This window comes from Pseudomonas sp. KH_046_2 (assembly GCF_057838985.1).
In genome coordinates, this window is record NZ_CM174480.1 from 3433074 (window position 1) to 3444896 (window position 11823).

10 protein-coding genes and 1 pseudogene are annotated in these 11823 nt (G+C 59.1%); 6 read left to right on the plus strand and 5 right to left on the minus strand.

What is annotated here, in order from left to right:
* Positions 1-32: 32 nt before the first annotated feature.
* The 4 genes and pseudogenes from pgsA to AC3IX1_RS15505 form a co-directional block, all read right to left on the minus strand.
* On the minus strand, positions 33-593 hold the full coding sequence (pgsA, locus tag AC3IX1_RS15490; protein WP_489384825.1) for a CDP-diacylglycerol--glycerol-3-phosphate 3-phosphatidyltransferase: 561 nt from the start codon (positions 591-593) through the stop codon (positions 33-35).
* A gap of 32 nt (positions 594-625) precedes the next feature.
* Positions 626-2449, minus strand: coding sequence for an excinuclease ABC subunit UvrC (uvrC, locus tag AC3IX1_RS15495; RefSeq protein WP_489384826.1), 1824 nt, complete (start codon positions 2447-2449; stop codon positions 626-628).
* A gap of 2 nt (positions 2450-2451) precedes the next feature.
* Positions 2452-3093 carry a response regulator transcription factor GacA gene (gene gacA / locus AC3IX1_RS15500; RefSeq protein ID WP_008015884.1) on the minus strand — a complete coding sequence of 214 codons (642 nt, stop codon included), beginning with the start codon at positions 3091-3093 and terminating at the stop codon, positions 2452-2454.
* Positions 3094-3220: 127 nt separating this feature from the next.
* Positions 3221-3331 (minus strand): annotated as a pseudogene (locus tag AC3IX1_RS15505) (GNAT family N-acetyltransferase); the annotation flags it as partial.
* Positions 3332-3935: 604 nt separating this feature from the next.
* Here AC3IX1_RS15505 and AC3IX1_RS15510 point away from each other — a divergent pair.
* Positions 3936-5012 carry a 3-deoxy-7-phosphoheptulonate synthase gene (locus AC3IX1_RS15510; RefSeq protein ID WP_489384827.1) on the plus strand — a complete coding sequence of 359 codons (1077 nt, stop codon included), beginning with the start codon at positions 3936-3938 and terminating at the stop codon, positions 5010-5012.
* A gap of 60 nt (positions 5013-5072) precedes the next feature.
* Here the strand turns inward: AC3IX1_RS15510 and AC3IX1_RS15515 are convergent, their stop codons facing one another.
* The gene (locus AC3IX1_RS15515; protein WP_489384828.1) at positions 5073-6137 is read right to left on the minus strand and encodes a hypothetical protein; all 1065 of its coding nucleotides are present in this window, start codon (positions 6135-6137) and stop codon (positions 5073-5075) included.
* A gap of 317 nt (positions 6138-6454) precedes the next feature.
* Between AC3IX1_RS15515 and AC3IX1_RS15520 the strand changes: the two genes are divergently transcribed.
* From AC3IX1_RS15520 to AC3IX1_RS15540, 5 genes are all read left to right on the plus strand, one after another.
* The gene (locus tag AC3IX1_RS15520; RefSeq protein WP_489384829.1) at positions 6455-7336 is read left to right on the plus strand and encodes an esterase/lipase family protein; all 882 of its coding nucleotides are present in this window, start codon (positions 6455-6457) and stop codon (positions 7334-7336) included.
* 107 nt (positions 7337-7443) lie between these two features.
* A complete protein-coding gene (locus AC3IX1_RS15525) occupies positions 7444-7725 on the plus strand; it encodes a peptidylprolyl isomerase (RefSeq protein WP_008051985.1) in 282 nt (93 codons plus the stop codon).
* A 135-nt stretch (positions 7726-7860) separates the two neighbouring features.
* Positions 7861-9729, plus strand: a complete 1869-nt coding sequence (locus AC3IX1_RS15530; RefSeq protein ID WP_489384830.1) for an extracellular solute-binding protein — start codon at positions 7861-7863, stop codon at positions 9727-9729.
* Positions 9729-10790: a microcin C ABC transporter permease YejB gene (locus tag AC3IX1_RS15535; RefSeq protein WP_489384831.1), complete on the plus strand. Its 1062-nt coding sequence runs from the start codon at positions 9729-9731 to the stop codon at positions 10788-10790. The genes AC3IX1_RS15530 and AC3IX1_RS15535 overlap by 1 nt, the downstream gene beginning before the upstream one ends.
* Complete coding sequence (locus AC3IX1_RS15540) at positions 10790-11812, plus strand: ABC transporter permease (RefSeq protein ID WP_489384832.1); 1023 nt, start codon at positions 10790-10792, stop codon at positions 11810-11812. Before AC3IX1_RS15535 ends, AC3IX1_RS15540 begins: the two co-directional genes overlap by 1 nt.
* Positions 11813-11823: the final 11 nt, after the last annotated feature.

The window sequence follows — 11823 nt, forward strand, 5'->3', positions numbered from 1 at the left end:
AAGCCCCGTCAACCCTTTGATTCAAAAAAGTTTTATTTCTTTTCAACGTCGGTCTTCAGATGTGGCCAGGCAGCCCGCAGGTACTGGACCATCGACCACAAAGTCAGGCCAGCCGACACCATCAGCAAGGTGTAGCCCAGCAAGACCCAGAAACTGAAATCCTTGGTATTGGCCAGCAGGATCACCAGCGCCAGCATTTGCGCGGCGGTTTTCCATTTGCCCAGGTTCGATACGGCAACGTGGGCACGAGCGCCCAGTTCGGCCATCCATTCGCGCAGTGCCGAGACGACAATCTCGCGACCGATGATCACGGCGGCTGGCAGCGTGAGCCACAGGTTTCCGTGTTCCTGCACCAACAGGACCAATGCAACCGCAACCATCAGCTTGTCGGCCACCGGATCGAGGAAGGCCCCGAACGGTGTGCTTTGTTCCAGGCGGCGCGCCAGGTACCCGTCCAGCCAGTCGGTCGCGGCAGCGAACGCGAAGACCGAGGCGGAGGCCATGTAGCTCCACTGGTAAGGCAGGTAGAACAGCAAAATGAAGATCGGTATGAGTAGAACGCGTAGAACGGTAATCAGATTAGGGATATTCATCGGCACAACTGGCTACGAGGTGAGGGGGCATTCTACTCGCTGTGCAGATTTGCATAAATCAACTCTGCGAGCTTTTTACTGATCCCGGGGGCTTTGGCAATTTCTTCGATGCTTGCACGAGACAGCTCCTGCAATCCACCAAAATGTTTCAACAAATCACGCCGACGTGTGGGTCCGACGCCGGCGACGCCTTCCAGTGTAGACGTCCGACGGGTTTTTCCACGCCGGGCGCGGTGCCCGGTAATGGCAAATCGGTGGGCTTCGTCGCGAATCTGCTGGATCAGGTGCAACGCGGGAGAATCCCCGCGCAACGTGAACTCATGTGCAGCGTCGTTCAGGTACAGGGTTTCGAAACCGGCCTTGCGCGTCGCGCCTTTTGCCACACCGAGCAGAATCAGGTCGGGCACGGCCAGTTCATCGAGTACGTCGCGGGCCATGGACAACTGACCCTTGCCGCCATCCACCAGCAGGATATCCGGCAGCTTGCCCTCCCCGTCCTTCAGTTTGCTGAAGCGTCGGGTCAATGCCTGATGCATCGCCGCGTAATCATCGCCGGCCGTGACGCCCTCGATGTTGTAGCGACGATAGTCGGACTTGATCGGGCCTTCGGGTCCAAACACCACACAGGACGCCACGGTCGCTTCACCGCTTGAGTGACTGATGTCGTAACACTCCAGGCGTTGCGGCGGCTCATCCAGCTTCAGCACCTCGGCCAGCGCATCGAAGCGTGCCGTAATATGCTGACGATTCGCCAGGCGCGCACTCAGGGCCTGCTCGGCATTGGTCACCGCCAATTGTTGCCAGCGCGCCCGCGTACCCCGCACGCGATGGCTGATGGTCAGTTCACGACCGCGCAACTCGTCGATGGCGGCGATCAGAGTGGGAAAGTCATCGTGGACCACGTTGACGATCAATTCGCTGGGCAAGTCGCGTTCAGGACTGCTGATGAAGTACTGGCCGAGAAACGCGGCCATGACTTCGGAAACGTCTTCTTCAATACCGACTTGAGGGAAGAAGTTCTTGCTTCCCAGTACCCGCCCGCCCCGCACGCTGATCAAGTGCACACAGGCACCGCCCGGGTTGACGAAGGCGGCAATCACATCGACGTCCCCGGTCCCGCCTTCCATGCTCTGTTGATCCTGAACCCGGCGCAATAACGCGATCTGGTCCCGTAACTCGGCTGCTCGTTCGAACTCGAGATTGATCGCTGCCTCTTCCATCCCGGCGGATAATTCGTCAGTCAGTGCATTGCTGCGACCTTCAAGAAACATCACCGAGTGGCGCACATCTTCGGCATACACCTGGGGGTCCACCAACCCGACGCAGGGTGCCTTGCAACGCTTGATCTGATATTGAAGGCAAGGACGGGTGCGGTTCTTGTAATAACTGTCTTCGCATTGCCGAACGAAAAAGGTCTTTTGCAGCAGGCTCAGGCTTTCGCGGATCGCACCGGCACTCGGGTATGGCCCGAAGTATTTGCCCTTGGCCTTTTTCGCGCCGCGATGAATGCTCAGACGAGGAAACTCTCCGTCGGAGAGATAGACGTAGGGGTAGGATTTATCGTCGCGCAGCAGGATGTTGTAGGGCGGACGCCACTCCTTGATCAGCGTCTGTTCAAGTAACAAGGCTTCGGTTTCGTTGGCGGTGATCGTGGTTTCGACCTGCGCGATTCTCGCTACCAGTGCGGCGGTCTTGGGGGCAAGCCCCGTCTTGCGAAAGTAACTCGACAGGCGATTCTTGAGGTTTTTCGCCTTGCCGACGTAGAGCAGCCGCCCTTCGTTGTCGAACATGCGGTACACGCCGGGGCGCCCGCTAACGGTCGACAGAAAGGCGCTCGGATCAAAGGTTTCGTTCATTTTCAGAGGCTGGCGTCGACCATGCCATGACGTACCGCCAACAGCGTCAACTCGACATCACTGCTGATCGAAAGTTTTTCGAAGATGCGGTAACGGTAGGTGTTCACGGTTTTCGGAGACAGGCACAACTTGTCGGAAATGATCTGTACTTTCTGGCAGCCGACGATCATCAGTGCGATCTGGATTTCCCGCTCCGACAAGGCATCGAAAGGCGAATCATTGGTTGGCTGGAAGGACTTGATCGCCAGTTGCTGGGCAATCTGCGGACTGATGTAGCGTTGCCCGGCGAACACCAGGCGGATGGCCTGGACCATTTCCGGCAAACCTGCCCCCTTGGTCAGGTAGCCTGCCGCACCGGCCTGCAACAGCCGCGTAGGAAACGGGTCCTCTTCACATACGGTCACCGCGACGACCTTGATATCAGGATGACTGCGCAATAATTTGCGAGTGGCTTCAAGACCGCCGATACCCGGCATCTTGACGTCCATCAACACCACATCGGGTTTCAGCTCACGCGCCTTGAGCAGGGATTCCTCACCCGACTCGGCCTGGCCGACTACTTGCAGGCCATCGATGTCAGCCAGCATTCGTGTAATGCCTGTACGAACGAGATCATGGTCATCGACTACTAGCACCCTAATCAAGCAGACACCTCGCGATATGGTCTTATTGGCTTGCCAGACACCTTAGCAAAAAGCATCTGGCAGACCTAGCGGAAAGCGTCAGATTAAAAGTTTCAATTCATCTTGAAAGGCTTGTTGCAAGCGTGTTTCAACAATCCAGCCCGAGGATATCCAGCTGCATCCTCAGGAAACACTCGTCCTTGCCCACCACCCTCAATCCCTTGCGCTCGTACAACGCTTGCGCCGGGTTGTTTTTGTTTGTTGTTGCAGCGCGAAGTGTGTCACAACCTTCGGGGCACTCAAGCGATAGAAAGCGCCGTCGTTGGCCAATAGAATTTTCTGATTGAATCTGCGTACCGGCCTCTAGTAAGCTCGGACCATCCATCGGAGACAGACCATGTTCAACGCCCTCTTACAGCTTCGTACCGCCAGCGCCCCGCGCTCGGTTGCGGCTGCCCGGGTGAACGACGGTTGTGCTCCGGTCAGCTTTTATTTTGGGTATTGGTTTAGCCACTGGCGCGCCTGATACCCACACGGCGCCCACTTTAAACGGGTCGCCACCAGAGAATTCTCAACCCCCGGTCGGCCTCCCGACCGGGGGTTTTGTTTTTTCAGCCCCAACACTTTTAGCGACACACCAGACATTCAGAGGATTCAGAACATGAACTACGCCACTTATTACCGTTATGACAGTTTTACCGCCTGGCGATTTACCACCCTCCGCTCGGGACAGCCTGCCGCCTCCGATCGGTCACCCACAGGTGGCAAGCACACACACGCAGCCAATCCGGCCAATTGTCGAACACCCCAGTAGGGCCGAGCGCGCGGGCACGAACCCGCTACCAGCCCAGGAAGCCTTGAATATGAACTCGTCCGTCTCTGCACTGCCGCTGTCCACCTTGAGCCCTGCCAATGAAGCGCTGACCCTGCGCCTGCCCAGCTCATTGCAACTCAAACAGCAATTGCCCCTCAGTAACGCCCTGACCCGGCAAGTCGCCGCCCACCGCCAGGCGGTTCGCGCGATCCTCAACGGTGAAGATTCCCGCCTGCTGGTCATCGTCGGCCCCTGCTCGATGCACGATCCGAAGTCAGCCCTCGAATACGCAGGTAACCTTGCCCGCCTCGCCGCCGAAGTCAGCGACCAAATGCTGCTGGTGATGCGTGCCTACGTCGAAAAGCCCCGTACCACGGTTGGCTGGAAAGGCCTGGCCTACGACCCGCACCTCAATGGCAGCGATGACATGGCCGCCGGCCTGACGCTGTCCCGCGAGCTGATGCGCGAAATGCTCCTCCTGGGCTTGCCCGTTGCCACTGAGCTGCTGCAACCGATGGCGGCCGGCTACTTCGACGACCTGTTGAGCTGGGTGGCGATTGGCGCCCGGACCACGGAGTCGCAGATCCATAGGGAAATGGCCAGCGGCCTGGGCATGCCTGTAGGGTTCAAGAACGGGACAGACGGCGGTGTCGGCGTCGCCAGCGACGCCATGCGTTCGGCGGCCCACCCGCATCGCCATTTCGGTGTCGATAGCCAGGGACATCCGGCGATCATTCAAACCCTGGGCAATGCGGACACCCACCTGGTATTGCGCGGCGGGCATCGCGGGCCGAACTACGACAGCGCCAGCGTCGCCCAGGTGAACAGCGACCTGAGCAAACTGAAGATTCCGGCGCGAATCATGGTCGATTGCAGTCACGCAAACAGCGGTAAAGACCCGTTGCGCCAACCAGTTGTGTTCAAAGATGTGCTTGAACAACGCCTGCAAGGTGATCGTTCACTGATCGGCATGATGATCGAGAGCCATTTGTTCGAGGGCTGCCAGCCGTTGAGTTCGTCATTGAAATACGGTGTATCGGTGACCGATGGTTGCCTCGGCTGGGCCGGGACAGAACAGCTGTTGCTTGAAGCAGCAGATCGGCTGCGAGCGTCAAACAACGCCTGATAATCGGCATCATCCGTACGCCCTCGGGCCTTCATGGGAAGGCTGGAGGGCAAATGGCGATCAATGTCCCATCAGGGACTGCACTTGAACCAGTGTCACCCCCGATTGCTGGCGGGTGCCGTCAAGGCGCTCGACTGAATAGGAAACACGGATCGCGCAATCTCGATGATCCCTCCAGAACGGGTAGGGAACGATGAATACCAACGGCTCGCCCGCGGTGTCCCTGGTTATTACGCGGTCGTCATGGTGATTGAGTTTCTCCCCGTCGCACTCCAGGTAAATCCGTTCTCCTTTTTCAGCCATGGGGTTTTCGATGACGACGGTCACGCCATCCTGCACATCTTGCAGATCCACCCAACCTTCGTCGGCTTCCAGCACAGTGGGTGCTCGCAGTGGACGCCGCTCCAGGATGCCAATCATCAGTGCCGTTACTTCAGAATAACGAGGCCCCTGCCCTGCTTGCTTGATGCAATAGTCGACGGACACGGAGGAGCCCAGATTGAGCGTAATGCACTCCGGACTGACCCAAAACGACAGCTCGGCCCCCACAGCGAAGGACTCGACCTTGAGTGCATCACTGAAACTTGCTTCGACCGAAACGCCCGTCCAGGTCAGCAACACCCAGTCGCCCGCCGCCATGCGCGCATAGGGTTTGATCGTAACGATCGCCCCTTCCTTCACCCGATCCGGATCAAGCGTTCTGCCCACCGCATCGTTCACCGTCGCGGGCAACAGGTCGCATTGCACGTCACCGACACTCAGCTGCAATCGATGGGAATGCACGGGCTCGGAAAATCGGGTGCTTGTGAGTGAGTAGCCGATTTCCAGCGAACCACCCTCAAGCGCCTCGATATGCGCACTGCCCACGGCAAAGATTATGTCCTCGCCGACCCGGTCTTCACTGACAAAACGCGCCACCTGGTGATTGCAGGCGAGGCCTTCGGCATCCAGTCCCGCCCAACTCAATAGCAATTTGTCGCCGCAGGTCATGCCTGGATAAGGCTGGACCCTGATGACGGCTTTTTTGTCAGAGGGGTTCAGAACGCCGTGTCGCGCCTGCTCAAGCATGGGCGGTGGTAATGGTTGCTGCGCGAGATTCGAGGCGACGGGTTCATAAATAGTCATTCATTCGCTCCATTCCCTGGAATAAACACCGGACGGCTATTTAACCTCATGGCAAACAGTCGTGATGTCGGCCTCTCACTCCGGCCCGCTCGGAAAATCGATACGTGCAAAGTAGGTCTTTGATCAGCAGCAACCTGATTGCCGCGAAAAATCCTCGAACTATTCCGACTAAGGCTTCATCCGCTCTTGAGCATTCGCACTTGTTCTATTCCGCTTTCCGCAAGCTTCGGCGGACTTTTCATACATCGCGCCACCCTCGAGTGTTTTAGAGTGAAGCGCCATGCAGTCCCAATGAACTTCTGCGCAAAGGTATGAACATGCAAAGGAATGCAAGCACTCGCCACCCAATACTGCTGGTCCACGGATTGTTCGGCTTCGAAAGAATCGGCAAGTTCGAGCTATTTCACGACATCAGGCAGGCGCTGAGGAACGCCGGAGCCAGGGTGTTCGTTCCCCACCTGTCGGCCATCCATGACAACGAGGTACGCGGCGACCAATTGCTCGCACAGATCGAGCGGGTACTGGAAGGAACCGGTGCACGCAAAGTCAACCTCATAGGCCATAGCCAGGGCGCACTGACCGCACGTTATGCCGCAGCGATTTCGCCACACAGCGTGGCGTCGGTCACTTCTGTCAGCGGGCCGAACCATGGTTCGGAACTGGCCGACTTCCTGCGCAAGGCATTGACACCGGGCGGCCTGCCGGAACATGTGGCCGAGACAGTGGTGACCCTGTTCGCCGACTTCCTCGCGACCTTGAGCAACAATCAGTATCAACCGCGCAACGCCATTGCCGCCCTCAATTCGCTGACTACCGAAGGCGTCGGCGCATTCAACGACAAATACCCACAAGGACTGCCCACCACCTGGGGTGGCAAGGGCTGCGAACAGGTCAACGGTATTCGTTACTACTCGTGGAGCGGCGTGCTGCCGTCGAATGTTCTCGAAGAAGGACTCTATGCGCTCGACCCGCTCAACGCCTTCTGCCGGGCCCTTTCCGGTTATTTCGTCACGGAAAGCGAGCAGAACGACGGCCTGGTCGGTCGCTTCAGTTCCCACCTCGGCACGGTTATCCGGTCCGACTATGCGCTGGATCATCTGGACGCCATTGGCCAACCGACCGGGCAACTACGTATAGGTGTCGACCCGATTGATCTGTATGTCCAGCATGCCAGGCGCTTGCGGGACGCCGGCCTTTGAGCTCTCACCTGCCGTGGATCCCGCGCGGAACGGAACTTTGAGGAGAAATCGCTCACTGAATCCGGTAGGCTCAGCACTTTATCGAGTATTGAAAGGAGTATTTTCCCATGGCTAAAGCCACTGCCCGTCACATCCTTGTCGCCTCCGAAGCCAAGTGCAACGAACTCAAGGCCCAAATCGAGGCTGGCGCCGATTTCGCCGAAGTTGCCAAGGCAAACTCCACTTGCCCATCCAGCCGCCAGGGCGGTGACCTGGGTTCGTTCGGTCCGGGCCAGATGGTCAAGGAATTCGACACCGTGGTCTTCAGCGCACCGCTCAACGTGGTCCAGGGCCCGGTCAAGACCCAGTTCGGTTTCCACCTGCTGGAAGTGACCAGCCGTCAGGACTGATCGACGCTTGAACTATTCACACAACGGCCCGCCTTTTGGTGGGCCGTTGTGTTTGCGATGCGTAATACGGCTGGCGAGGGACGCGCCGCTAGCGTACAAATTGTGGTTAACGACCACCCGGCTCCAAGGCTGACAATGCGACTGGCTTTCCCTACCTTGTTGTTCACTGCCGTGACCCTGCTGATGGCTGCCGCGGGTGTGAATGCGGCACCGCAACCGGCAATGACCGTGTACGGCGAACCGGCGAAATACCCTGCCGGCTTCAGTCATTTCGCCTACACCAACCCGCAGGCCCCCAAGGGCGGCACGATGCGGCGCTCGGCGATCGAAATCGGTCAGTTCGACCATGTTTTGCCTTACATCGACAAAGGCATCGGCGTCACACAGATCGACGGCTTGCTCTATTCACCACTGGCCCAGCGCTCGCTGGACGAGCCTTACACCGTGTACGGTCTGGTGGCAGAGAAGATGGAGCGCTCCGAGGATGGCCTGTCCCTGCGCTTTTACCTCAACCCCAAGGCGCGTTTTGCCGATGGCAAACCGATTACCGCCGAGGATGTGCGTTACACCTTCGACCTGCTGATGACTCAGGGCAGCCTACGTTACCGTACCCAGTTCGCCGACGTCAAAAGCGTCGAAGTGGAATCGCCACTGACCGTGCGCTTTGATTTCAAGAACAACGAAAACCGCACCCTGCCCCTGGACATCGCGACCCTGCCGGTGTTTCCCGAACACTGGTGGAAGAGCCGCGATTTCGCCGGCGGCGGCGGTTATGAAGCGCCGCTGGGCAGCGGCCCCTATAAAGTCGGCAAGATCGATTCGGGGCGCAGCATCACCTTCGAGCGCAATCCCGACTGGTGGGGCAAGGACCTGCCGGTCAGCCGTGGCCTGTACAACTTCGATCATTTCAGCATCGAGTACTTCGGCGATACCGATGTGGCGCGCCAGGTCCTGCGCGGTGGCGCCTTTGACTACAATCGCGAATTTTCCGCCACCGGCTATTCCATCGGCTACGACAGCCCTGCCCTGAGCGACGGTCGCCTGCAAAAGGCCCACCTCGCCACCGAGGCGCCGCAGCCGGCCCAGGGTTTTGTGTTCAATCTGCAAAAGCCCATGTTCCAGGACCGCCGCGTGCGCCAGGCGCTGGTGATGCTGTGGGACTTCGAGTGGAGCAACCGGCAGATGATGCGTGACATGTACATCCGCCAGCAGAGCTTTTTCTCCAATACCGATCTCGCGGCCCGGCAACTGCCGGATGCCGGTGAGCTGACGATTCTCGAACCGCTGCGCGGGCAGATTCCCGACGAAGTCTTCACCCAGGTGTTCGAGGCACCGAGGACCGACGGCAGCGGTGTGATTCGCGACAAGCAGCTGCAAGCCCTGGACTTGCTCGAACAGGCCGGCTGGAAACCCGATGGCGACCAACTGGTCAATGCCGACGGCGAGCCGTTGAGCTTCACGTTCCTGGTCAGCCAGAACGGCATGGACCGCCTGCTGCTGCCCTATAAACGCACGTTGAAACAGATCGGCATCGACCTCAACATCCGCCGCATCGACTCGTCCCAGTACGTCAATCGCCTGATGAGTCGCGACTACGACATGATCGTCACCGGCTACCCGGTCACCACCTCTCCGGGGGGCGAACTGGTCAATTATTTCGGCTCGGCGGCGGCCACCGACCCTGGTTCCAACAACTACATGGTGTTGAAGAACCCGGCAGTGGACACCCTGATCACCGGGCTGATCCGCGCCAATACCCAGGCTGACATGCTGCATTACGCCCATGCCCTGGACCGGGTGCTGCAATGGAACTACTACTGGATTCCCAACTATTACCCGCCAGGCACCTCGACGGTGTGGTGGAACCGCTTTGGCATCCCGAACGTACAGGCGAGCAATGACGAAGCCATCGAAAGCTGGTGGGAGATGAGCACCACGCCATTGACCAACCAACAGATGACGGCCGAACGTATCAGCCGTGGCAAACCCGGAGGGCCGCACTGATGTGGGCTTACATATTGCGGCGCCTGCTGCTGATCATTCCGACGCTGGTGATCATTCTCCTGGTCAACTTTGTCATCGTCCAGGCGGCGCCGGGCGGGCCGGTCGAACAAGCCATCGCGCACCTGCAAGGCATTGGCGGCGCCGCGGTTGGCGGCGGTTCCGGCGAAGCCATGAGCGGCAAGTCCCGCTCCAGTCGCGGGCTTGACCCGCAGCTGATCAAGGACATTGAAAAGCAGTACGGCTTCGACAAGCCGGCACACGAACGCCTCTGGCTGATGCTCACCAGCTACGCGCGCCTGGATTTCGGCAAGAGTTTCTTCCGTGGCGCCAGCGTCACCGACCTGATTCTCGAAAAAATGCCCGTGACCATCTCCCTCGGGCTCTGGGCGACGCTGATCACCTACCTGGTGTCGATTCCCCTGGGCATCCGCAAGGCCGTGCACCATGGCAGCCATTTCGACATCTGGAGCAGTACCGCGATCATCATCGGCTATGCCATGCCGGCGTTCCTGTTTGCGATGTTCCTGATCGTGATCTTTGCCGGCGGCACTTCGCTGAACTGGTTTCCGGTTCGCGGGTTGGTCTCGGACAACTTCGAATCGCTGTCGACTCTTGGCAAGGTGGCCGACTATTTCTGGCATCTGGTGTTGCCGGTGACCTCGCTGGTGATCGGCGGCTTCGCCACACTGACAATCCTGACCAAGAACTCGTTCCTCAATGAAATCACCCGTCAGTACGTGGTCACTGCCCGGGCCAAGGGCTTGAGTGAACGACGGGTGCTCTACGGGCACGTGTTCCGCAACGCCATGCTGCTGGTGGTGTCCGGCATTCCCCAGGCGTTCATCAGTGTGTTTTTTGCCGGTTCCCTGCTGATCGAGGTGATCTTCTCCCTCGACGGCCTGGGCCGCATGAGCTACGAAGCCGCGGTATCACGGGACTATCCGGTGGTGTTCGGCTCGCTGTTCATCTTCACCCTGTTCGGCCTACTGATAAAACTGGTCGGCGACCTCTGCTACACCTTGGTCGACCCGCGTATCGACTTCGCCGCGAGGAACGCCTGATGCTCAAGCTTTCTCCGCTGGCGCGTCGCCGCTTCGAGCGCTTCAAGAAAAACCGTCGGGGCTGGTGGTCGCTCTGGCTGTTTATCGGCCTGTTCCTGATGACCCTGGGCGGCGAACTGATCGCCAACGACAAACCGCTGATGGTCAGCTATCAGGGCCAGTGGTACTTCCCGGTCTTCAAGCGCCACACCGAACAGGCGTTCGGCGGGCAACTGCCGTTCCAGGCCGACTACCGCAGCGACTACGTGCAGAAACTGATCAAGAAGGATGGCGGCTGGTTGCTGTTTCCACCGATTCCGTTCAGTGACGACACACCCAACTACGACCTGAACACGCCCGCCCCCAGCCCTCCCTCCGGCGTCAATTGGCTGGGCACCGACGACCAGGCGCGGGACGTTCTGGCCCGGGTGATCTTCGGTGCCCGGGTGTCGATCCTGTTTGCCTTGATGCTGACCTTTGTCAGCGCGCTGATCGGCATCGCCGCCGGGGCCCTGCAAGGCTATTACGGTGGTTGGGTGGACTTGCTCGGCCAGCGTCTGCTAGAGGTATGGTCCGGGTTGCCAGTGTTGTACCTGTTGATCATCCTGTCGGGCTTCGTCGAGCCGAATTTCTGGTGGCTATTGGGGATCATGGCGCTGTTTTCATGGCTGGCCCTGGTGGACGTGGTGCGCGCCGAGTTCCTGCGCGGGCGCAACCTGGAATACGTCAAGGCCGCGCGTGCGCTGGGCTTGACCGACCGCAAGGTCATCGTGCGGCACATTCTGCCCAACGCCATGAACGCGACCTTGAGCTACTTGCCTTTCATTCTCACCGGGGCGATTTCCACCCTGACGGCGCTGGACTTCCTCGGCTTCGGCATGCCTGCGGGCAGCGCTTCCCTGGGCGAACTGATCGGCCAGGGCAAGCAGAACCTGCAAGCGCCGTGGCTGGGGCTGACGGCGTTCTTCACCCTGGCGCTGATTCTTTCTTTACTGGTGTTTATCGGCGAAGCGCTACGCGACGCTTTTGATCCCCGTTCTTGATGCGGATGTTG

What these genes read in the sequence shown, in the direction of transcription:
- AC3IX1_RS15510 (WP_489384827.1), top strand. Translation starts at nt 3,936, where the DNA reads ATGAACTCGTCCGTCTCTGCACTGCCGCTGTCCACCTTGAGCCCTGCC.
- uvrC (WP_489384826.1), bottom strand. Translation starts at nt 2,449, where the DNA reads ATGAACGAAACCTTTGATCCGAGCGCCTTTCTGTCGACCGTTAGCGGG.
- AC3IX1_RS15530 (WP_489384830.1), top strand. Translation starts at nt 7,861, where the DNA reads ATGCGACTGGCTTTCCCTACCTTGTTGTTCACTGCCGTGACCCTGCTG.
- AC3IX1_RS15520 (WP_489384829.1), top strand. Translation starts at nt 6,455, where the DNA reads ATGCAAAGGAATGCAAGCACTCGCCACCCAATACTGCTGGTCCACGGA.
- AC3IX1_RS15540 (WP_489384832.1), top strand. Translation starts at nt 10,790, where the DNA reads ATGCTCAAGCTTTCTCCGCTGGCGCGTCGCCGCTTCGAGCGCTTCAAG.
- AC3IX1_RS15525 (WP_008051985.1), top strand. Translation starts at nt 7,444, where the DNA reads ATGGCTAAAGCCACTGCCCGTCACATCCTTGTCGCCTCCGAAGCCAAG.
- AC3IX1_RS15515 (WP_489384828.1), bottom strand. Translation starts at nt 6,137, where the DNA reads ATGACTATTTATGAACCCGTCGCCTCGAATCTCGCGCAGCAACCATTA.
- pgsA (WP_489384825.1), bottom strand. Translation starts at nt 593, where the DNA reads ATGAATATCCCTAATCTGATTACCGTTCTACGCGTTCTACTCATACCG.
- AC3IX1_RS15535 (WP_489384831.1), top strand. Translation starts at nt 9,729, where the DNA reads ATGTGGGCTTACATATTGCGGCGCCTGCTGCTGATCATTCCGACGCTG.